At 50.4% G+C, this 22080-nt stretch carries 23 protein-coding genes and 1 other RNA gene; 10 read left to right on the top strand and 14 right to left on the bottom strand.

Annotated elements, in window-relative coordinates; all coding sequences use genetic code 11:
* Positions 1 to 34 precede the first annotated feature (34 nt).
* Positions 35 to 1429 (bottom strand): MFS transporter, encoded by a 1395-nt coding sequence (locus MNO13_RS21545; RefSeq protein ID WP_241939294.1) that lies wholly within the window; start codon positions 1427 to 1429, stop codon positions 35 to 37.
* A 121-nt stretch (positions 1430 to 1550) separates the two neighbouring features.
* Between MNO13_RS21545 and MNO13_RS21540 the strand changes: the two genes are divergently transcribed.
* On the top strand, positions 1551 to 2480 hold the full coding sequence (locus tag MNO13_RS21540) for a LysR family transcriptional regulator (RefSeq protein ID WP_241939293.1): 930 nt from the start codon (positions 1551 to 1553) through the stop codon (positions 2478 to 2480).
* Positions 2481 to 2568: 88 nt separating this feature from the next.
* On the opposite strand, the gene garD is transcribed toward MNO13_RS21540, so the two are convergent.
* Positions 2569 to 4140 (bottom strand): galactarate dehydratase, encoded by a 1572-nt coding sequence (garD, locus tag MNO13_RS21535; RefSeq protein WP_241939292.1) that lies wholly within the window; start codon positions 4138 to 4140, stop codon positions 2569 to 2571.
* A gap of 348 nt (positions 4141 to 4488) precedes the next feature.
* On the opposite strand from garD, the gene MNO13_RS21530 reads away from it, so the two are divergent.
* The 8 genes from MNO13_RS21530 to MNO13_RS21495 all read left to right on the top strand — a co-directional run bounded on the left by MNO13_RS21530 (position 4489) and on the right by MNO13_RS21495 (position 13873).
* Entirely contained in the window at positions 4489 to 5820 is a 1332-nt protein-coding gene (locus MNO13_RS21530; RefSeq protein WP_064540452.1) for an MFS transporter, read from the top strand.
* A gap of 37 nt (positions 5821 to 5857) precedes the next feature.
* Complete coding sequence (gene garL / locus MNO13_RS21525; protein WP_237932144.1) at positions 5858 to 6628, top strand: 2-dehydro-3-deoxyglucarate aldolase; 771 nt, start codon at positions 5858 to 5860, stop codon at positions 6626 to 6628.
* Between the two features lie 27 nt (positions 6629 to 6655).
* Complete coding sequence (gene garR / locus MNO13_RS21520; RefSeq protein ID WP_064540445.1) at positions 6656 to 7546, top strand: 2-hydroxy-3-oxopropionate reductase; 891 nt, start codon at positions 6656 to 6658, stop codon at positions 7544 to 7546.
* Between the two features lie 98 nt (positions 7547 to 7644).
* On the top strand, positions 7645 to 8790 hold the full coding sequence (gene garK, locus MNO13_RS21515) for a glycerate 2-kinase (protein ID WP_241939291.1): 1146 nt from the start codon (positions 7645 to 7647) through the stop codon (positions 8788 to 8790).
* Positions 8791 to 8831: 41 nt separating this feature from the next.
* Positions 8832 to 9210: RNase P RNA component class A (rnpB, locus tag MNO13_RS21510), an RNA gene on the top strand.
* Positions 9211 to 9591: 381 nt separating this feature from the next.
* The gene (locus MNO13_RS21505) at positions 9592 to 10689 is read left to right on the top strand and encodes an AAA family ATPase (protein ID WP_237932142.1); all 1098 of its coding nucleotides are present in this window, start codon (positions 9592 to 9594) and stop codon (positions 10687 to 10689) included.
* Positions 10690 to 11197: 508 nt separating this feature from the next.
* The gene (locus MNO13_RS21500; protein ID WP_121814420.1) at positions 11198 to 12520 is read left to right on the top strand and encodes an SLC5/6 family protein; all 1323 of its coding nucleotides are present in this window, start codon (positions 11198 to 11200) and stop codon (positions 12518 to 12520) included.
* Positions 12521 to 12565: 45 nt separating this feature from the next.
* Positions 12566 to 13873 (top strand): L-cysteine desulfidase family protein, encoded by a 1308-nt coding sequence (locus MNO13_RS21495; RefSeq protein WP_133522825.1) that lies wholly within the window; start codon positions 12566 to 12568, stop codon positions 13871 to 13873.
* A gap of 5 nt (positions 13874 to 13878) precedes the next feature.
* On the opposite strand, the gene MNO13_RS21490 is transcribed toward MNO13_RS21495, so the two are convergent.
* Both MNO13_RS21490 and MNO13_RS21485 read right to left on the bottom strand, forming a co-directional pair.
* On the bottom strand, positions 13879 to 14064 hold the full coding sequence (locus MNO13_RS21490; protein ID WP_064540432.1) for a hypothetical protein: 186 nt from the start codon (positions 14062 to 14064) through the stop codon (positions 13879 to 13881).
* A gap of 33 nt (positions 14065 to 14097) precedes the next feature.
* Positions 14098 to 14799, bottom strand: coding sequence for a pirin family protein (locus tag MNO13_RS21485; RefSeq protein ID WP_064540644.1), 702 nt, complete (start codon positions 14797 to 14799; stop codon positions 14098 to 14100).
* A gap of 106 nt (positions 14800 to 14905) precedes the next feature.
* Between MNO13_RS21485 and MNO13_RS21480 the strand changes: the two genes are divergently transcribed.
* Complete coding sequence (locus MNO13_RS21480; protein ID WP_064540429.1) at positions 14906 to 15796, top strand: LysR family transcriptional regulator; 891 nt, start codon at positions 14906 to 14908, stop codon at positions 15794 to 15796.
* 348 nt (positions 15797 to 16144) lie between these two features.
* Here the strand turns inward: MNO13_RS21480 and MNO13_RS21475 are convergent, their stop codons facing one another.
* The 10 genes from MNO13_RS21475 to exuR all read right to left on the bottom strand — a co-directional run bounded on the left by MNO13_RS21475 (position 16145) and on the right by exuR (position 22015).
* Positions 16145 to 16528, bottom strand: coding sequence for a DUF805 domain-containing protein (locus MNO13_RS21475; RefSeq protein ID WP_064540426.1), 384 nt, complete (start codon positions 16526 to 16528; stop codon positions 16145 to 16147).
* 85 nt (positions 16529 to 16613) lie between these two features.
* Positions 16614 to 17606: a glutathione S-transferase family protein gene (locus MNO13_RS21470; RefSeq protein WP_064540423.1), complete on the bottom strand. Its 993-nt coding sequence runs from the start codon at positions 17604 to 17606 to the stop codon at positions 16614 to 16616.
* Positions 17607 to 17684: 78 nt separating this feature from the next.
* Positions 17685 to 18077, bottom strand: a complete 393-nt coding sequence (locus MNO13_RS21465) for a DoxX family protein (RefSeq protein WP_064540420.1) — start codon at positions 18075 to 18077, stop codon at positions 17685 to 17687.
* Between the two features lie 209 nt (positions 18078 to 18286).
* Positions 18287 to 18577 carry a YqjK-like family protein gene (locus tag MNO13_RS21460; protein ID WP_064540417.1) on the bottom strand — a complete coding sequence of 97 codons (291 nt, stop codon included), beginning with the start codon at positions 18575 to 18577 and terminating at the stop codon, positions 18287 to 18289.
* Positions 18578 to 18579: 2 nt separating this feature from the next.
* Entirely contained in the window at positions 18580 to 18972 is a 393-nt protein-coding gene (locus MNO13_RS21455) for a phage holin family protein (protein WP_064540414.1), read from the bottom strand.
* Positions 18973 to 18974: 2 nt separating this feature from the next.
* Positions 18975 to 19280, bottom strand: coding sequence for an ElaB/YgaM/YqjD family protein (locus tag MNO13_RS21450; protein ID WP_064540411.1), 306 nt, complete (start codon positions 19278 to 19280; stop codon positions 18975 to 18977).
* Between the two features lie 45 nt (positions 19281 to 19325).
* On the bottom strand, positions 19326 to 19694 hold the full coding sequence (locus MNO13_RS21445) for a DUF1090 domain-containing protein (protein ID WP_241939290.1): 369 nt from the start codon (positions 19692 to 19694) through the stop codon (positions 19326 to 19328).
* 164 nt (positions 19695 to 19858) lie between these two features.
* Positions 19859 to 20236: an EnvZ/OmpR regulon moderator MzrA gene (gene mzrA / locus MNO13_RS21440; protein ID WP_064540405.1), complete on the bottom strand. Its 378-nt coding sequence runs from the start codon at positions 20234 to 20236 to the stop codon at positions 19859 to 19861.
* Positions 20237 to 20247: 11 nt separating this feature from the next.
* Positions 20248 to 20910 (bottom strand): DedA family general envelope maintenance protein YqjA, encoded by a 663-nt coding sequence (yqjA, locus tag MNO13_RS21435; protein WP_064540402.1) that lies wholly within the window; start codon positions 20908 to 20910, stop codon positions 20248 to 20250.
* Positions 20911 to 21238: 328 nt separating this feature from the next.
* Positions 21239 to 22015: a transcriptional regulator ExuR gene (gene exuR / locus MNO13_RS21430; RefSeq protein ID WP_064540399.1), complete on the bottom strand. Its 777-nt coding sequence runs from the start codon at positions 22013 to 22015 to the stop codon at positions 21239 to 21241.
* Between the last annotated feature and the right edge of the window lie 65 nt (positions 22016 to 22080).

Below are 22080 nucleotides of genomic sequence, written 5' to 3'. Positions count from 1 at the left end.
CACAAACCACACCTTTCAGACGATTCAATATCTCTTACCCTGCCGCTAATTTATATCCCCGCAACCGGCTCACGCTCAGCGCGATGGCTAAAACCGTGGCGATGACGGCTACCCACAAGCTGATTTGCACGGCGCTGTTCTGCGCATAAAGCGACATAAACACGCCCACAAATGCCGCTCCGAGGCACTGGCCGAAGGTGCGCATTATTGCCAGCACGCCTGAAGCGTAGCCGCTGTTTTCGCGTGAGGCATTGGAGAGCATTTCTCGGTTGTTCGGGCTTTGGAAGCAGCCAAAACCGATTCCGCATAACAGGCTACGCAGGCAGATATCCCACGCCTGCGCGTGTTCCGGGAGCATCGTCAGCAATACCAGGCCAACCGCAAAAATGCTCAAGCCAATGGTGGAAATGATCGCCGCTGAATAGCGGTCGGCAAGACGCCCGGCATGGGGTGCAGCCAGAATAATGCCGATGGGCCACGGTGTGAAAAGCAGTGCCGAAACCAGCGCGCTGTAACCGTAGACGCTCTGGAACAGGAAGGGCAGTGCGATAAAGGTTATCCCCTGGCTGACAAAAGACGCTAAAGAAGTGAGCGCTGCCAGCGAGAATCGGGAAGAGGCAAACATCTTGAGCGGGAGCAGCGGTTTTGTGGCGCGGCGTTGAACCCAGATGAACGCCATTCCGGTGACAATTGCGATGCCACCGTAAATCAATGCGGTTATCAGGTCGCTATTTCCCTGATGTGTGAAGGCGTCGGCCGCCATCACCAGCGCACCTAATGCAACGGCGGATAAAACGGCTCCGGCAAAATCAAACGGTTCGCGTGTTAATGCCGGATTATGGGGAACCGCGCGCAGAGTGAGTATCACAGCCATGATTCCCAACGGAATATTTATCGCAAACAGCCATTGCCAACTCAATGCCGAAAGTAAGGTTCCACCCAGAATAGGCGCGATGGCGGTGCTGGTGCCAATCAGTAATGCGTTCAGGCCGAGGATGCGTCCGAGCAGGCGGTTGGGGAAAACCGAGCGCAGGATTGCCGGGCCAATGCTTAAGGTCGCGGCACCGCCGATACCTTGTAATACGCGCATAATGACCAGCATTTCCAGTGATGACGACAGCGCACAACCGACGGATGCCAGAGTAAAAACGCTGAGTCCGAAGGTGAAGATGGCACGGAACCCAAGACGGCTGGAAAGTGCCGCAAAGATCGCCAGCGTCATCGCTGCGGATAACAAATAGCCGTTCACCACCCAAACGGTGGCAGACACTGATGCGCCTAATGAGCATGCGATTTGTGGTAGCGCGATGTTGATCATCGAGCCATCGAAAACGACCATCGCTGCCATAGTCATCACTGCTACCATTGCTAAGCCGCGCTCGCGGCCTGGTAATCCTTCATCGCCGGGTTGATCGGTAAATAACGCCATCGGTTATAGTTCTCTTTCGCAGGTTGATGGCGAAAATATAGCGGTGCCTGAGATGTGGCGGAAGACGCAGCATTTGCATTAATAACCTGCACCAAACGCCTTCTCTGGTTACTATGACTTTATGAATGAACCCGATCTGAACTTACTGATTGCTTTAGATGTGCTTCTGGCGGAAGGAAGTGTGGCGAGTGCTGCGCGCCGTCTGGGGTTAAGCGCCTCGGCGATGAGCCGCACATTAAGTCGGCTTCGTGCCACTACGGGTGACCCTCTGCTGGTGCGCGCCGGGCGTAACATGGTGCTGACACCTTATGCCGAGGAGATCCGTGAGCGCACGCAAAATGCGGTGTTTGAAGCGCGGGCGATACTGCGCCCGTGTTCAAGCGCGCTCAATCTTGCCACGCTTGAGCGCAGTTTTACTCTGCGAACGAACGCCGGGTTTATCGAGATTTTTGGTGCCGCATTGATTGCCGCGGCTGCTGCTGTCGCGCCTTTAGCGCAACTGCGTTTTATGCCCAAACCGGAGAAAACAGCGAAGTATTTGCGTGAAGGTTTGATTGACCTTGAGGTCGGCGTGCTCGGTGAGATGGGGCCGGAAATACGGCTCACCACGCTGTATCGCGATAAGTTTGTTGGTGTGGTCAGGAAAGGGCATTCGCTGGAACAGTATGGGGAAATAACGGCTGCGAAGTATGCCGCGTTGGGGCATGTGGTGGTTTCCCGCCATGAACGTGGAACCGGCCCAGTGGATGTATTGCTGGCTGAGCTTAATTTAGAACGCAAGATTGTGGCAATGGTGCCGGGCTTCCCTGCGGCGCTGGCGGTGGCTCAAGCGTCTGATTTGGTGGCGTTGGTTCCGGCGACGTTTTTGTTAAATCAACCAGGATTGAATGGGAACTCAGGGGAAGCGAGATTGTTTGTTTTTGAGCTGCCGGTGAAAACCAATGAGATTACGGTGTCGTTGATGTGGCATCCACGTTCGGAAGCCGACCTCGCGCATCAATGGTTGCGGCAGTTGGTGTTGAAGGTTTGTCGCCAGAAATTGCCGGGATGAGGCTGGTGTTGGATGGCGCTGCGCTTATCCAACCTACAAAATCGGTAGGGCGGATAAGCGTTGGCGTCATCCGCCATTTTTCAAAAAATCAGGTCACTGGCGCTGGGTTAAACACCGCCAAAGCATTGTGCAGCCCCCACTGATCCGAGAAGGTTTTCTTGCGTCCACTCGCGACATCAAGAATAAATTTGAACAATTCCCAGCCGACATCCTCAATGGTCGCTTCGCCCGTGGCGATAGTACCGGCGTTGATATCCATTAAGTCGTACCAACGGTTTGCCAGGGCGGTACGGGTGGCCATTTTAATCACCGGAACCGCAAGCAAGCCGTATGGTGTGCCGCGACCGGTGGTGAACACTTGCACCGTAATGCCCGATGCGACCTGTTGCGTGCCGCAGACGAAATCACTGGCCGGTGTTGCCGCGAAAATGAGGCCGCGTTTGGTTGGGCGTTGCCCTGGAGAAAGCACTTCAACAATCGCGCTTTGCCCTGATTTGGCAATAGAACCGAGCGCTTTTTCCACTACGTTTGCCAGGCCACCTTTTTTGTTGCCCGGCGATGGGTTAGCGCTGCGGTCGGTTTTACCCATATCGAGATAGTTGTCGTACCATTCCATCTCTTCAAGCAGGCGTTTGCCGACTTCTTCATTGATGGCGCGTGGGGTTAACAGGTGAATGGCGTCGCGCACTTCGGTGACTTCAGAGAACATCACCGTGCCGCCGCAGCGTACTAACAAGTCAGAGGCAAAACCTACTGCCGGGTTAGCCGTCACGCCTGAGAATGCATCGCTACCGCCGCACTGCATACCGACAACCAGATCTGACGCCGGGCAGGTTTCGCGCTGGCGTTTGTTCAGATTGGCAAGATGGCGCTCGGCGACTGTTAAAATATCGTCGACCATCGATTTAAAGCCGACGTGGTGTTCGTCTTGCAGGCGCACGATGCTGGCATCGCCGACATTAATCGACTGAACGTCATCTGTGCCTTCCAGCAGACGCTCTGGCTGCAATTTCTCGCAGCCGAGGCCAATCACCATAATTTCGCCGCCAAAGTTCGGGTTCAGGGAAATGTTATGGATGGTGCGAATTGGAATGACTGCCGCAGGGGCGTTGATCGCCACGCCACAGCCATAAAGGTGGTTCAGGCCGACCACGCCATCAACATTCGGGTAGCGCGGTAGCAAATCACGTTCAATAATTTTGATGACATAATCCACCACGCCAGCAACGCAATGGACGCTGGTGGTGATGCCAAGCAGGTTCTTGGTACCGACACTGCCGTCCGCATTGCAATAACCTTCAAAGGTATAACCTTCCAGCGGCGGCAAAGGTTCCGGTACTTTGGTCGCTAATGGCAGCGTGTGGAGTGGTGGCGCTTTTGGTAATTCCACCAGTGATTCGTCAATCCAGCTACCGCGTGGAATATCACGCACCGCGTAACCGATCACTTCACCATAACGGACGATTTCACCGTGTGCGGGAATATCAATCAGTGCAGCTTTATGGCCTTGCGGGATATGTTCGATTAATTCCAGACCATCCGGGAAACGCGTACCGGCTTTCAGGCCGTTATCATTAACAATAATAGCGACATTATCTGTCTCATGAACTTTTATATAAAAGGAGCCAGGGGGTTGTTGTTTAATTTCTATATTTGACATTGTCGCTATTCTCCAGAATTTTTCTAATCGTGACTTCTCACAAGCTAAATAAAGAATGTCAGTCCGTGAGGAATAAAAATGTGAGCGAGATCACTTTATATTGTGACGCCTAATCTGGAGGGGTGGGCAATCAATGAAATTGTGCAATACCCCCCACAAACATGTGCATAGGGTTAACTATTTATTGTTTTTAATGTCATTAATTGGGCGGATGCCTAATGTCCATTGAGTTACTGGTGGCTATACTGTGTTGCATATATTAAGCAGTGCCATCCCGAAATATAATTTATTAATATCTTATTAAATAAAAATCCTTGAATAAAGTACCCGCAACAGAGGATGTGAAAAATGATTTTGGATACAGCCATTGAGTCTAAAAAAGGTAAGCATACGCGATACCTAATATTATTAATTATCTTTATTGTGACGACGATTAACTATGCGGATCGCGCCACACTTTCTATTGCAGGTACTGAAGTTGCTAAAGAATTACAACTCAGTGCAATCTCAATGGGTTATATTTTCTCAGCATTTGGCTGGGCTTACCTGCTGATGCAAATCCCTGGTGGCTGGTTGCTTGACCGCTACGGTTCGAAGAAAGTCTACACTTACAGCCTGTTCTTCTGGTCGCTGTTTACCTTTATGCAGGGCTTTGTCGACATGGTACCGCTGGCGTATGCGGGTATCTCCATGTTTATCATGCGCTTTATGCTCGGTTTCTCTGAAGCACCGTCTTTCCCGGCGAACGCCCGTATTGTGGCGGCTTGGTTCCCCACCAAAGAACGCGGCACCGCATCTGCGATTTTTAACTCTGCACAGTATTTCTCGCTGGCGTTGTTCTCTCCATTACTCGGTTGGTTGACCTTTGCCTGGGGCTGGGAACACGTGTTTACCGTAATGGGCGGTATCGGTTTTGTGCTGACTTTCCTGTGGGTGAAGTTTATCCATAACCCGACTGACCACCCGCGTATGTCAAAAGAAGAACTGGATTACATCACTAAAGGCGGCGCAGTGGTCGATATGGACCACAAAAAACCAGGTGCCGTGGTTGAGGGGCCAAAACTTCATTACATCAAACAATTACTGACTAACCGCATGATGCTGGGCGTGTTCTTCGGTCAGTACTTTATCAACACCATTACCTGGTTCTTCCTGACCTGGTTCCCGATTTACCTGGTGCAAGATAAAGGTATGTCGATTCTGAAAGTGGGGATGGTGGCTTCTATTCCGGCTCTGTGTGGCTTCGCTGGCGGGGTGTTGGGCGGCGTATTCTCAGATTCGTTAATCAAACGCGGTTACTCACTGACTGTTGCTCGTAAGATACCGATTGTGCTCGGAATGTTGCTGGCTTCCACCATCATTCTTTGTAACTACACCGACAGTACCGCGCTGGTTATCGCGCTGATGGCATTCGCTTTCTTCGGTAAAGGTTTTGGTGCCCTGGGCTGGCCGGTTATTGCCGACACGGCTCCAAAAGAGATGGTCGGTCTGTGTGGTGCGGTCTTTAACGTGTTCGGTAACGTGGCTTCTATCGTGACACCACTGGTGATTGGTTACCTGGTTTCTGAGCTTCACTCCTTCAATGCGGCGCTGATCTTTGTTGGCTGCTCGGCGCTGATGGCAATGGTTTGTTATCTGTTCGTAGTTGGCGACATTAAACGTATGGAATTGCAGAAGTAATTCTCTCAACAGATAACTGAATAAATAAGGGCAACAGATGAATAACAACGTTTTCCCCAACAAATTCAAAGCGGCACTGGCAGCACATCAGACGCAAATCGGTTGCTGGTCTGCACTGGCAAACCCTATCAGTACTGAAGTGCTGGGGCTGGCAGGGTTCGACTGGATTGTGCTGGATGGCGAACATGCGCCAAACGACATCACCACTTTTATCCCGCAACTGATGGCGTTAAAGGGTAGCGAAAGTGCGGCGGTGGTTCGTGCACCAACTAACGATCCGGTGGTTATCAAGCGCTTGCTGGATATTGGTTTCTACAACTTCTTGATTCCGTTTGTGGAAACCCAGCCGGAAGCGGCGCTGGCGGTGTCTTCAACCCGCTATCCACCGGAAGGGATTCGCGGCGTGTCTGTTTCGCATCGCGCCAATATGTTTGGCACCGTGCCGGACTACTTCGCACAGTCCAACAAGAACATCACGATTCTGGTGCAAATCGAAAGCCAGCAGGGAGTGGATAACGTTGATGCGATTGCCGCGACTGACGGCGTGGACGGCATTTTTGTCGGGCCAAGTGATTTGGCGGCGGCGTTGGGCCATTTGGGTAATGCCTCGCATCCGGAAGTGCAACATTGCATCCAACACATCTTTGCTCGTGCTAAAGCGCACGGTAAACCGGCCGGGATTCTGGCACCCGTTGAAGCGGATGCGCGCCGTTATCTGGAATGGGGCGCCACCTTTGTGGCCGTTGGCAGCGATTTAGGCTGCTTCCGCTCTGCAACGCAGAAACTCGCTGATTCTTTTAAAAAATAACCACCATTTAAAGAGAGAGACTGAATTATGACACTGAAAGTTGGGTTTATTGGCCTGGGTATCATGGGCAAACCAATGAGTAAAAACCTCATCAAAGCTGGTTATTCGCTGGTGGTTGCCGACCGTAATCCAGAGGTTATTGCTGAAATTATTGCGGCGGGTGCCGAAACCGCAGCCACGCCTAAAGATATTGCCGAGCAGTGTGATGTGATCATCACCATGCTGCCTAACTCCCCGCATGTGAAAGAAGTGGCACTGGGTGCGAACGGTATTATTGAAGGGGCAAAACCGGGCACTGTGGTTATCGATATGAGTTCTATCGCGCCACTGGCAAGCCGTGAAATCAGCGAAGCGCTGAAAGCCAAAGGTATCGACATGCTGGATGCACCGGTCAGCGGTGGCGAGCCAAAAGCTATCGAAGGTACGTTGTCTGTGATGGTTGGCGGCGACAAAGCGATTTTCGACAAGTATTACGACCTGCTGAAATCCATGGCCGGTTCCGTGGTGCATACCGGCGATATCGGTGCCGGCAACGTCACCAAACTGGCAAACCAGGTGATTGTAGCGCTGAACATTGCGGCGATGTCTGAAGCGCTGGTACTGGCGACCAAAGCAGGTGTTAACCCGGAGTTAGTCTTCCAGGCGATTCGTGGCGGTCTTGCGGGCAGCACCGTTCTGGAAGCGAAAGCGCCGATGGTGTTGGATCGTAATTTCAAGCCAGGTTTCCGCATCGATCTGCACATTAAAGATCTGGCAAATGCGCTGGATACCTCCCACGGCGTTGGTGCCCAATTGCCACTGACTGCGGCAGTGATGGAGATGATGCAGGCGCTGCGAGCCGATGGGCACGGTAACGATGACCATAGCGCCATCGCGTGTTACTACGAAAAACTGGCAAAAGTAGAAGTCGCCAGGTAATCAATCGTAGGGCGGGCAAGCCATGCGCCCCCGCCAATAATTGGTGGATGAATCCACCCTACAAAACTCGGCCCTTAAGTTTTTGGCATGGATACATTATGAAAATCGTAATCGCACCCGACTCTTATAAAGAAAGCCTCTCAGCTGTTGATGTGGCGAAGGCCATTGAAAAAGGATTCCGTGAGATATTTCCTGATGCAGAATATATATCGGTCCCGGTTGCAGATGGCGGGGAAGGTACGGTCGATGCCATGATCAGTGCGACACAAGGCAAAAAAATCACCACAACAGTGACCGGGCCGTTGGGCGAACCGGTGAGCGCATTTTGGGGAATGTCCGGCGACGGCAAGACGGCGTTTATCGAAATGGCTGAAGCCAGCGGACTTGCGCTAGTACCGCTCAAAAACCGTAACCCATTGATTACTACATCACATGGTACTGGCGAGCTGATTTTACGCGCTCTGGATAACGGTGCGCGCAACATTATTATCGGCATCGGCGGTAGCGCAACCAACGACGGTGGCGCGGGCATGGTGCAGGCGCTGGGCGCGAAACTGTGTGACGCAACGGGCAAAGAGATTAGCCACGGAGGTGGCAGTTTAATGAGCCTGAACACTATTGATATTTCAGGCCTCGACACCCGTTTGGCAGATTGCGTGATTAACGTGGCCTGCGATGTGACGAATCCTTTAATTGGCGATAACGGCGCTTCACGTGTCTTCGGGCCGCAAAAAGGGGCTGACGAAGCGATGATCGTTGAGCTGGATGCCAACCTTGCCCACTTCGCCAATGTGATTAAAAAAGATTTACATATTGATGTGAAAAATGCGCAAGGCGCGGGTGCCGCGGGTGGCATGGGCGCGGCTTTAATGGCGTTTCTTGGCGCAGAATTACGCAGTGGCGTTGAGATTGTGACCGAAGCTCTGCACCTTGAAGAACACATTCATGACTGCTCGCTGGTGGTGACCGGCGAAGGGCGTATGGATAGCCAGAGTATTCGTGGCAAAGTCCCGGTAGGTGTGGCAGCCGTGGCGAAAAAGTACCGTAAACCGGTGATTGGTATTGCAGGTTCACTGACCAGCGATGTGGCGATAGTCCATCAACATGGCATCGATGCAGTGTTCAGTGTGCTCAACAGTATTGTTACGCTGGAAGAAGCGTTGAAAAACGCATTCGACAATATTTATCGTGCGTCGCGCAATATTGCGGCAACGGTGGCGATAGGTATCAATACCACCCGTTAGCAGGGGTGACAGGGGCGGGTAAAACCTCTATACTTCGCGCCGAAGCTGACCAGACAGTCGCCGCTTCGTCGTCGTCCTTCTTCGGAAGGAGACAGGCGGAGGGGAGGAAAGTCCGGGCTCCATAGGGCAGGGTGCCAGGTAACGCCTGGGGGGGTAACCCACGACCAGTGCAACAGAGAGCAAACCGCCGATGGCCCACGCAAGTGGGATCAGGTAAGGGTGAAAGGGTGCGGTAAGAGCGCACCGCGCGTCTGGTAACAGTTCGCGGCACGGTAAACTCCACCCGGAGCAAGGCCAAATAGGGGTTCATAAGGTACGGCCCGTACTGAACCCGGGTAGGCTGCTTGAGCCAGTGAGCGATTGCTGGCCTAGATGAATGACTGTCCACGACAGAACCCGGCTTATCGGTCAGCTTCAACCATTCAGGAACGCCCCGCACAGTGTAAATTGTGCGGGGCGTTTTGCTATGTGTGTTTTACCACCCTCACCCTGGCCCTCTCCCTGAGGGAGAGGGGATGGATCGAGTTTTTCTCCCTCTCCTGAGGGAGAGGGATGGATCGAGTTTTTCTCCCTCTCCTGTGGGAGGGGGATGGATCGAGTTTTTCTCCCTCTCCCTGAGGGAGAGGGGATGGATCGAGTTTTTCTCCCTCTCCTGTGGGAGGGGGATGGATCGAGTTTTTCTCCCTCTCCTGAGGGAGGGGGATGGATCGAGTTTTTCTCCCTCTCCTGTGGGAGAGGGTTGGGGTGAGGGCAAACAATTGCCATAATACGAACCTCGCCATCACCGGATTCCACACCGCCATGATCAAATCCCTGTATATCGACAACTACCGTTCCGTGCGCAAGCTTTCCATTGATCTCGAACGGCTGAATGTGGTTTTTGGTCCTAATGGCTGCGGTAAATCCAACATTTATAAAGCAATCCATCTGATTCACGGGGCGGCGATGGGGCAGTTGTCGCATTGGTTATCGGATGAAGGCGGTATTCAGAAAGTGATGTGGGCGGGCGATCGCGCCAAAGGGTATGCCAGTGCGCCGCGCCGCATGACACTGGCGGTAGATACCGACGATTTTGAGTATGAAGTGCAGGTCGGCTTCCCTGATAAACTGCCGTATCCAACCATGTTTGATCTCGATCCTATTGTTAAAGAAGAACAAATTTGGCTGAGTGGTTTCCGCCGTCGCCCTTCATCTTCCATTATGCACCGGCGTAACCAGGCGGTTTTTCTCAATGATGTGAACGGTGAGAAGGTGACGCATGCCGCCACACTCTACGAAAACGAATCTTTGTTCGGCCAGTTAGGCGAGCCGCATCTTTATCCTGAAGTTTCCAGCGCACGGGAAATACTGCGCAACTGGCGTTTCTACCACGAATTCGATATTACCAAGGGGGCCGGATTGCGTTTGCCGCAGGTCGGTTATCGCTCGCCTGTTCTGGGCGGTGATGGTTTGAATTTGGCCGCGGCTTTCCAGACCATCGTTGAAATAGGTGATAGCGAATTACTGTTTGCGGTGCTGGATGAAGCGTTCCCTGAATGCACATTTTTCTGTGATAACAGGAACGGGCGTTTCCAGATGATGATGCACCGACAGGGGATTAATCGCCCGTTGGAGTCGGCTGAATTTTCTGACGGAACATTACGATTCTTGTGCCTGACCGTCGCGTTGCTTAGCCCCCGACCGCCACGTTTTATTGCCCTCAATGAACCGGAAAACAGCCTGCATCCACAGATGTTGCCCGCACTGGCACGTTTGATCGCACAAGCGAGTCGCTACACGCAGATTTGGTTAACCAGCCACTCGCCAGAACTGGCGACGCTTATCGAGAGGCATACGCCGTTTACGCTGTATCAATTGGCGATTGAGAACGGAGAAACGCGCGTTAACCGGCTTTCCTGATAATTTGCTGTAACCGTATGGCGAAATGGTAGATAAAAAATCTAAACCTTAACCATATGGATACAATAAACAGTGATTAATTCTGAATCGCCGTTGCAGTGTGAGGTGAGTCAAAATCTGGTGGCCATATTGTCACACCGCATTAACCTCACGAGTTGCGCCAGCTCACATTCGCGGTGGGTGGGTAATTTCCTTTAAAGCAAAACACTCAAAACAAATACTTTAAAAACAATTAGTTAGTTTTTTAACGATACCTTTCCAATAACTCTTTTCTACCAAATTAGCAAAATACTGCAGGAAATATGCAGATTTACCTCTAAACGGAGAAAAATTTACTCTTTTGTTTGGCTTCCTCTTGAGGAGTAGCAAATTTTTTCTCCGCTACCCGCGCTATCCTTTTCTCATTCTAAATACACGTCCAGAACACCGATCTCGTTTTTCGAGTATCTGGTCATCACTCTGTATTGAATATTCACGATTAAAACCTACAAATATAAGCGAGCACTTTATGGAAACGGGAAGCATTACTGCGGTTAATATTCCAGCATCCGGTCGAGCAGGAATGACAGAAAGTGAATGGCAGGCAGCGACAAAATTCGATAGTAAAGATGTCGGCTGGGTAATTATGAGTATCGGGATGGCGATTGGTGCCGGAATAGTCTTTTTACCAGTACAAGTCGGATTAATGGGGTTGTGGGTATTTCTGCTCTCCTCAATAGTAGGATATCCGGCAATGTATTTGTTCCAGCGTCTCTTTATTAATACCTTAGCGGAATCACCGGAATGTAAAGATTACCCTAGTGTGATTAGTGGTTATTTAGGTAAAAACTGGGGGATATTATTAGGCGCTCTCTATTTTGTTATGTTGGTTATTTGGTTGTTCGTTTATTCTACTGCCATTACTAATGATAGCGCCTCTTATTTACATACTTTTGGCGTGACCGAAGGGCTGTTATCAGATAATCCTTTTTATGGGTTGGGACTAATTTGTGTTCTGGTCGCCATTTCTTCACGAGGCGAGCAGCTTTTATTTAAAATCTCAAGCTTCATGGTGCTGGCAAAGCTTTTGGTTGTCGCGGCATTGGGTTTCTCAATGATTGGCATGTGGCACTTGCACAACACCGGGATGCTGCCGCCAATGGGGATGCTGATTAAGAATGCGATCATTACCCTGCCATTTACATTGACCTCTATTCTGTTTATTCAAACATTAAGCCCGATGGTGATTTCGTATCGCTCAACAGAAAAATCCCGGGAAGTGGCTCGTTTTAAAGCGTTGCGTGCCATGAATATTGCCTTCGGTATTCTTTTCGTGACGGTGTTCTTTTATGCAGTTTCTTTCACGTTGGCAATGGGGCACGACGAAGCTGTAAAAGCCTATGAGCAAAATATTTCGGCTCTCGCTATCGCTGCCCAATTCATTGATGGCGCTTCGGGCGCGTGGGTCACTGTCGTTAGCGTAATGCTCAATATCTTTGCAGTCATGACGGCATTCTTTGGTGTTTATCTTGGTTTCCGTGAAGCAACACAAGGTATCGTTATTAATATTTTACGTCGCAGAATGCCAGAAGAAAAAATAAACCAAAAATGGGTGCAGCGCGGAATTATGTTGTTCGCCATTTTATTGGCCTGGAGTGCGATCGTCCTTAACGCACCAGTATTAAGTTTTACCTCAATCTGTAGCCCAATATTTGGCATGGTTGGTTGTTTAATTCCTGCATGGCTGGTTTATAAAGTACCGGCACTGCACAAATATAAAGGTGCATCGCTGGTGATTATCATTATTACCGGGTTGCTGTTATGTGTTTCTCCATTCCTGGCGTTCTCCTGATTCGCAGGTGTTTGTATTGTAGTTCTCAGTATTAAGGTTAAAAAAATGACAAATACAGAAATGAACCCTGCGTGGGCAGAGTTAATCCGTGCGGTAAAACAAAATGTGAAGCCAGCAGTAGGGTGTACGGAACCCGTTTCACTGGCGCTGGCAAGTGCACTGGCTGCCTCGCATTTGGCCGGGAGAGTGATTCGAATTGAGGCCAAGGTTTCACCTAATCTGATGAAAAATGGCATGGGTGTTACCGTTCCTGGAACGGGAATGGTGGGTCTACCTATTGCCGCTGCAGTGGGCGCATTGGGGGGCGATCCGCTGGCGGGGTTAGAAGTTCTCAAAGGTGCGCCAGTAGAGGCGATTGCCGCCGGGAAGTTGCTGTTGGCAAGTGGCAAAGTGACGGTGACAATTCAGGAACTTTGTGAGGAAATCCTCTATACCCGCGTTACGGTCTATACCGCAGAAGAGTCAGCGACGGTGGTGATATCTGGCGAACATACCAGGGTAAGCCGTATCGAAAAGGACGGAGCGGTATTGTTCGATGCGCAAGGGGAGGCTAAACCCGTTGACAATGAGCAGGCGTACCATCTGGAGCGATTTAACCTCGAGCAGATTGTTGAGTTTGCCCAGAGCGTTCCGTTTGACGATATAGGTTTTATTCTTGATGCCGCGTTGCTCAACGGTGAACTGTCGCGCGAAGGATTGCGGGCGCAATATGGTTTGCATATTGGTTCGACATTAAGCCGCCATCGCGATCGCGGTTTAATGGCTAAGGATCTGTTAAGTGACATAATGATCCGTACTTCGGCGGCATCTGATGCGCGCATGGGGGGGGCTTGTCTGCCTGCAATGAGCAACTCAGGTTCTGGTAACCAGGGGATTACGGCGACGATGCCGGTTGTGGTGGTAGCCGAGCACCTTGGTTGCGATAGCGAGCGGCTGGCGCGTGCGTTGATACTGTCGCATCTGACCGCTATCTACATTCACCATCAGTTACCTACGTTGTCGGCATTGTGCGCAGCAACGACGGCCGCGATGGGTGCTGCGGCAGGGATAGCCTGGTTAATTGACGGAAGTTATCAGAGTATCTCGATGGCAATCAGCAATATGATTGGTGATGTTAGTGGGATGATTTGCGATGGCGCATCAAATAGCTGTGCGATGAAAGTGTCGACCAGTGCTGCTTCGGCATGGAAAGCGGTACTGATGGCGCTGGATAATACTTCGGTCACGGGGAATGAAGGTATCGTTGCTCATGATGTAGAGCAGTCGATAAGCAATCTGTGTGCACTGGCAAGCCAGGCAATGCAGCACACAGACCGTCAGATTATTACGATTATGGCTAACAAAGTTGCCTGATATCCCTAAGCTTCTTCTTCAGCCATCTCGGTCAGGCGGACGTCCGCTTCGATAACAATGGCTTCCAGCTCGTTCAACATTTCGTCGTAGCTGAGTTCGGGTTCAGCGGTTGCCGTGATAATGGCAACCGCTGCCACAGGTGACGGCGCTGCTTTTTTTGTACTCTTCCGGGTAGCCAGTTTTTTACTCACAAATAACTCCTGTTGGTCAGACTTTGGCACTGGTCAGACCGGTAAATCTATCAGCAATGCACGCAGTGGAGTATCTGCAACCAACGTTATGTTAGCTTCGTCACGGATAAAAGCGCCATCGCCGCAGGTAAGCCCTTCTTTTTGCTCGGCAGATGTAACTGCATGAACTGCACCGTGAATCGACTGCAAATAAGCTCGCGGGCCATGTAACTGGAAACTCAATTGCTGGCCTTTCTCCAGTTCAATTTGATGGACCCACACTTGCTGGCGCAATTGTAGGCTCTCTTTGCTGCCATCCGGCGACGCCAGCAATTGCTGCGGCTGGTCTGTCAGGCTGATTTTTTGCACCAATGGGTTTTCACGCTCCGGGCAGGCATCCAGCCACAACTGCATACGCGTCAGCGAGTTCTCTTTACTGAGGTTATGCTCGCTGTAACTCAGCCCAGGTTGGGTGGAAAGCAGCAACGCTTCACCTGCTTTCGCCTGAACATGGTTACCTTCGCTGTCGCGGTATTCCGCTTCGCCTTCGAGAATCAAATTGAGGATATCGACCTTCGGATAAGTTCGCGGCTGGAATGAAGCGCCAGGTGCCAGGACTTCCTGATTGAGTACGCGCAACGATGCATAGCCCAGCAATTTCGGGTCAAAATAGTGACCGAAAGAAAACGTATAGCGTGCCTGCAGCCATCCGTAGTCCGCTTTTCCGCATTGTTTGGCAGTTCTTGGCGTAATCATAATTTCATGGCCTCTTTTTACACTAGGCCCATGGTAAAACTCTGGACGTCGCATTGTTAGCTAGTTAATCTGCTCGGTATGTTCAAATTTCCTGAATGAGAACGAGATGGCTAAAGAGAGAGCATTGACGCTGGAAGCACTGCGGGTCATGGACGCAATTGACCGGCGCGGGAGTTTCGCCGCGGCTGCTGATGAGCTAGGGCGTGTGCCGTCAGCGCTGAGTTACACCATGCAGAAGCTTGAAGAAGAACTGGATGTGGTGCTGTTTGACCGTTCGGGCCATCGCACAAAATTTACCAATGTCGGGCGCATGTTGCTGGAGCGCGGGCGAGTTTTGCTCGAAGCGGCTGAAAAACTGACGACTGATGCTGAAGCACTAGCTCGTGGCTGGGAAACGCATCTCACCATCGTGACTGAAGCGCTGGTGCCAACGGCGAAGTTGTATCCGTTAGTCGAAAAACTTGCAGGTAAAGCAGACACCCAGTTATCGATCATTACGGAAGTTTTGGCGGGTTCATGGGAGCGTTTAGAGCAGGGGCGAGCGGATATTGTGATTGCGCCGGATATGCATTTCCGTTCTTCATCGGAGATTAACTCGCGCAAGTTGTACAAGGTGATGAGCGTTTATGTCGCCGCACCCGACCACCCGATTCACAATGAACCAGAGCCACTTTCAGAAGTGACACGCGTGAAGTATCGCGGTATTGCGGTGGCTGATACTGCGCGGGAACGCCCGGTGATCACGGTGCAATTACTGGATAAACAGCCGCGTTTGACGGTGAGTAGCATGGAAGATAAACGGCAGGCGTTGTTGGCCGGTTTGGGTGTGGCGACGATGCCTTATCCGCTGGTCGAACAGGATATTGCCGAAGGGCGTTTGCGCGTGGTGAGCCCTGAATACACCAACGAAATTGACATTATTATGGCGTGGCGACGCGATAGCATGGGCGAGGCGAAAGCCTGGTGCTTGCGTGAAATTCCAAAATTATTGAAGTAGTGGCTACGCCCTCACCCCGGCCCTCTCCCTCAGGAGAGGGGGAAAACCGGACAATGCCCTCTCCCTCAGGAGAGGAGGGAAACCGGACAATGCCCTCTCCCTCAGGAGAGGAGGGAAACCGGACAATTCCCTCTCCCTCAGGAGAGGAGGGAAACCGGACAATTCCCTCTCCCTCAGGAGAGGAGGGAAACCGGACAATTCCCTCTCCCTCAGGAGAGGGGGAAAGCGGACAATGCCCTCTCACTCAGGAGAGGGGGGAAAGCGGACAATGCCCTCTCCCTCAGGAGAGGGGGAAAACCGGACAATTCCCTCTCCCTCAGGGAGAGGGCTAGGGTGAGGGGCAAAGCATTATTCACTGACTAATCTGGCATCCATCGCTTTTGGATCTGAACCGTATTTATTCTCACCCGGCGTGCCATTCTGGCAGTTGAACGCCAGAATAATCAGCCAGCCGACAATCGGAATAAATATCAGCAGTAACCACCAGGCTGAACGATCGGTATCGTGCAAACGACGGAACTGTACAGCCCAGTAAGGCAGGAAAATCAGCAGGCCATAAATGGTAGCCAGCAGACCTTCTTCCTTCGCAATTCGCAGTCCTAACATCTTATCCAGAATGGTTAACACGACGGTCAGTACCAGGTTCACCAGAATGAACATCCAGAATTCTTTACGTCGCGCCCGTCCGCTGAAACCAATGTAATTTCTTAGTACTTTGAAATACCAATCCATTTTTTGCCTACCTTGAGTTCTAACGATCTAATTCAAGAATAGTCGCGAATGATTTTTGCGTAAATTATAGCTTGGGTGAATTTAATCAACCGTGGTTAAACCGTTCATCGCGACCATGTGGCTCATTTAAATCCTGCGCAGGGCCAATGGAAATAATGCCCGTTGGGTTAATCGTTTTATGGCTGCGGTAATAGTGATTGCGGATATGCGCGAAATCGACGGTCTCGGCAATGCCCGGCATTTGGTAGATATCCCGCAAGAATCCGTAGATATTCAGGTAATCACTAATGCGGTGTTTGTCGCATTTAAAGTGGGTGACGTACACAGGATCGAAACGTACCAGTGTCGTCCACAGGCGAATATCGGCTTCAGTCAGTTGGTCACCGGTTAAATAGCGGTGCTGGCCAAGGATTTGCTCGACGCGCGCCAGTGATTCAAACACTTTGCTGACCGCTTCATCATAAGCTTCCTGAGAAGTGGCAAAACCTGCTTTATACACGCCGTTATTAATGGTGTCGTAAATCCAGCTATTCAGTTCATCAATCTGGCTGCGTAACTGTGGCGGATAATAATCTCCGGCACGAGCCCCTTTGGCATCAAACGCGGTATTCAGCATGCGAATGATTTCAGCAGATTCGTTACTGACAATCGTCTGGGTTTTCTTATCCCATAAAACCGGAACGGTAACGCGGCCGGTGTAGTTTGGGTCAGCTTGCAGATAGAGTTGATAGAGATATTCGTGCTGGTATAGGCCATCACCGGTCGCATTCGGGAAGTCGTCATCGAACGTCCAGCCATCTTGCAACATCAGCGGGTTAACCACTGAAACCGAGATAAAAGATTCGAGGCCTTTCAAAGCTCGCATGATGAGGGTGCGATGCGCCCACGGACAAGCGAGGGAAACATAGAGATGGTAACGGTCTTTTTCAGCGGCAAAGCCACCTTTACCGTTCGCACCGGGTTCGCCATCAGCCGTCAGCCAATTGCGAAACACTGACTCTGAACGTTTGAAACTGCCACCGGTAGATTTGGTGTCATACCAGACATCGTGCCAGACGCCATCAATTAACTGTCCCATGCTGTTCTCCTGGTGAGCTTTAAAAACAAAAAAGCGAAGGGATTAACCTTCGCTCTTATTGATAATCAGTATAGAACCTTACCAGTTTTTCTTCAGCAGGCGGTCGATGCTGTATGCGCCTGGCCCGAAGATAGCCAGTAACAGATAACCACCGGCAATGGTGAAGTTCTTCATAAACATGATGGAGTTCGGGCCCTGGCTGAAATCAGCGTGGAACAGGAATGCCGTCAGAAGCGTAAATACCGCAGTGATAATCGCCGTGGTACGTGTGAAGAAGCCGAACAGGATGGCCAGACCGCCGCCAAACTCAAGCAGAATGGTCAAAGGCAGCAAGAACCCTGGGACGCCCATCGCTTCCATATATTGTTGAGTACCGGCATAACCGTTAATTTTGCCCCAACCTGCAACGATGAACAGAATTGGCATCAAGATACGAGCTAACAGTACACCAGCATCATCTAATTTTTTCATTTTACTCTCCAGAGAAATTCTATTGGGTGCTATCAGCCCAGGATTTTTTGTCTTTGCAATTTCCGGTGGTTACCGTTAACTGCGGTTGATGTGGAGGATAATAGACGGGGCATTAATGGATTGTTAGCAAGGAATACTGTCGATGTTTTTCAAATTACTTGAGTAAGCCTGCTAATAAAAACGCCGCTTATTTTAAGCGGCGTTAGGGATTACTGCGATTGCTGTTGCACCGTATTGCGAATCAGGCGCCAGGCGCTCCAGGCACCGAAACCGCGTCTGGCCCAGCGCATCAGGAAGCTCGGGTGGCGCACAGTCCAGATAGCCATCACGCTGCTGGCGATTAACGCATAACTGCGCAAGCTCAGTAAGGTGTTCCAGCCGCGATCATAGGCGCCTGTCGCTTCCAGCCAATCGCGCCTGCTGGCACTTAAATCCAGCCGTTGTTGTTGAATCTGGCTGAGTAAAAAGGCCTTGCGCTTATCAAGCTCACGGTTGCTCATGGTTAGTCATCTTCCAGCAAAGCACGGTCGTTTTCGAGTTCACGACGAGTATGGCGCAGCAGTGTGGACTGGCGAGATTTACGCAGCGTCCAGATAGCTCCGATCACCGCAAGCCCCAGCAGGACTGCGGTCGTCGCAATCATGGCATTCAGACGATACTGCGGTTCGACGGCCCAGAAAATCAGCACCACCAGGCTCATTAATCCGAATGCTGCAAATAGCATGGTTAACCCAAGCATTAACAGCAACTGAACCAGATGGGCTTTCTCTTCTTCCAGTTCAACCACGGCAAGACGCAGGCGCGTTTCCACCATCCCAACGATGATGGTGACGATGCGCTGACCAATGCCGAGGACGCTTTTGCCCGGCCCTTGAGTGTGATGGGATTCAGGCATAATTAACGGCGAGTCAGCAGGACACCGAGCACGACGCCAATCGCCGCCCCAATACCCACGCCGGTCCATGGATTTTCACGAACATAATCGTCAGCTTTTGCCGCCGCTTCTCGCGTTTGTTTGGCAATCACGTCGCCGGTATCACCCAGACGGACACGGCTTTCTTTCAGCGCTTTTTCGGCTTTGCCACGCAGTCTTTCAAGTTCGGATTTTGACTTGTCCGTCGATGCACTCAGCACTTCTTCAAGGGTATCAGCCAGGGATTTCAGCTCTGCGCGCAAGTGTTCTGATGTAGTATCTTTTGACATAGTTCTCTCCAGATTTTCTAAGAATGACGGGTTTATTAAAGAGTCTTAGTAATCACGGGCCTGCAGGGCTTTCAGCTCATGTTCTGCTTCAGACAGCTTCTGCTCCCGCTTGGTAATTTTTTCCGCATCGCCTTTTTCGCGAGCTTCTTTGAGGTCAGCTTTTCGTTCGGTAATTTCGGCTTTTTGCTCGTTGATTTTCTTCTGATGGGCCGCGCGTAAACTGCTGTCAGTACAATTGGCGCGGACTTCTTTCAACGCTTTATTAAGCCCATCGACACGACTTTTGTTCTGATGTTTTTCCGCATAGCCAATTTCACGTTGAATATCCTGCTCTTTCTCACTGCACAGCGAGTTGGCATGTGCCGCAGAAGTTAAAGATAACAAGGCAATAGCCAATACGGTACGAGTGTTCATGTTAAACCTTCCATTGTGATGTACGTTTAGCCGTAAGGTTAAACACACAAAGAATCCAGAAATTATTCGAAAATGATGATTTGTAGCGATTTAAGTAAACAAGCATAGTCAGAAACTGAGTATAAACCCAATCCGTGGTAACAATTTAGGATTTCTGGAAAGGGTTAACCGATGCGGATATTTTCGTTGAGCATGCGTGTCAGCCAACTGCTGGCGCTGTCTTCTTCTTCTTGTTGAGCGATGACATAACCATGCGGCAGTGTCCTGTACAACACGACTTTTGCGGCTTCGCTTTGCGCACTTGAATCAAATTTGATCAACAAGGAGTTGTTTTCAGGGGTAATGCTTTTGAAACGGATACCGTTAGCATCAAGATGATGCCAGACAAAAAAGCCGTCAGGCATGCTGATACCTTGTTGATTAGAGCGAATTTCCAGCGTTGATTCGGTGCGCTGCATTCCAGACCATATCAATATGGACGCTGCCGCAACAACACCGATCAATATCGTGGCCCGCAGGCCACGAAAAACGTGTGTTTTCATCGTCATCCCTCTTAACTGCGGTTACCGTATTTCTTACGCCAAAGCACAATCAACGAACCGATCAGGCCGCATACCAGTAACACCACTGGTAACAGCATCAGGCAGGACATCAACGCATCTTCATATTTCAGGAATACTGGTGTTTTGCCAAGCAGATAACCCAGCGAGGTCAAAATCAGAACCCACAATAACCCGCTCATCCAGTTGAAGAACTGGAAGCGCGCATTATTCAGACCGGATAAACCGGCAATAGTTGGCAGCAGGGTGCGAACAAAAGCGATAAAACGGCCAATCAGCAACGCAGACAAACCATGTTTGTGGAATAAGCTATGCGCGCGTTGATGGTAGTGTGCAGGAAGGTGCGAAAGCCAATTCTGCACGATGCGCGTATTCCCAAGCCAGCGCCCTTGAATATAACTGAGCCAACAGCCGAGACTTGCGGCGGTGGTTAATAAAAGCAAGGTTTCAGGAAAACCCATAGCCCCTTTGGCAATCAATACACCGACCAAAACTAACAAGCTATCACCGGGCAGGAAAGCTGCTGGTAACAGACCATTTTCAAGGAATAAAATCATGAATAACACGAAGTAAAGCATGCCAATCATTCCTGGATTGGCTAGCGTTTCAAAATCCTGGTTCCATAAAGCGTTCAACAATTGCGTGAAAAGTTCCATTCAGTGTTCCTGGCACATCGATTAAGACCGCTGATCAAAGTCAGATGGTAGAGCACGGCTTTGTTATGTGTGTTGTGTTGTTGCCGATTGTCATTCACTGCTCTTTGCCGGTTCGTATTACATTTCCCTATGAAAGCGAACAGGTAGTGAAAGCAAAGCTGATTCTTACAGTGAAATTGCATCTAATTGTAACAAAGCTCTGTGCAAGGCGTCACAGTATTTGTGCTTTGTTGAGGGACGATTTTGATTGCTAGTCGAGGGGCTGGCGAGGGTATTTACAAACGCTGACACTATTGTTGGTTTGCTTACCCTCGCGAGAGGAAAATAACTACTTTTGACCGTTTGCTGCGGTATCGAGATGAATTACCGGATTATCCGCAAACAAATAGCGATCAGCATTGAACTCGAAATCATCACTGGTTGCATCAAACAGCATTTGTTTAGTGTTTTCCAGGTGTTGCCACATCGCCACTTTAGCCGCATGTGGGTCTTTACGAATCAGTGCCTTAAGAATTTGGTCGTGATCGTCGCACCAGTTGTCAGCAGTACGCTTATCAATATGCTCGTGAAGTTTTTTCCAGTATGGGTTGTGGATGCGTTGGCTCCACATTTTTTCCACGATGGCTGCAAGGGCTGTATTTTGTGATGCCAGAGCCACCTGAGTGTGGAAATGAAGATCCCACTCTGAATCCTGGAAATTGTGCTCATTACGCGCCATTTCCTGAATTTCCATCAACTTGACGATATCTTGCTTAGTGACCTGTGTCGCCGCAAATTCAGCGATATTGCTCTCAATCAACTGACGAGCTTGCAGCAGCTCAAAGGGACCAAAACTAGCGAATTCAAACTGTTCATCAGGAAGATTGGTGTATTTCGCCTGATTGGCGATGACATGGATGCCGGAGCCTTTGCGTACTTCGACGTATCCTTCCACTTCCAGCATGATTATTGCTTCACGAACCACAGTGCGGCTCACGTTCTTCTCTTCAGCAATAAAGCGCTCCGCCGGGAGTTTTTCCCCAACCAAATAAACACCGTTTTCGATGCGTTGTTTAAGTTCAGCGGCCAGTTGCTGATAAAGACGACGTGGTTCCATAATATCCATCTGTAGCTCCGGGAAAGGTCCTGCGGTTAACCTTATTTGTTATACCACTTTTCAAAGATAGGCTC

It is taken from the genome of Buttiauxella ferragutiae (assembly GCF_022637515.1).
GTDB lineage: Bacteria > Pseudomonadota > Gammaproteobacteria > Enterobacterales > Enterobacteriaceae > Buttiauxella > Buttiauxella ferragutiae.
This window is presented reverse-complemented; position numbering and strand designations above follow the sequence as displayed.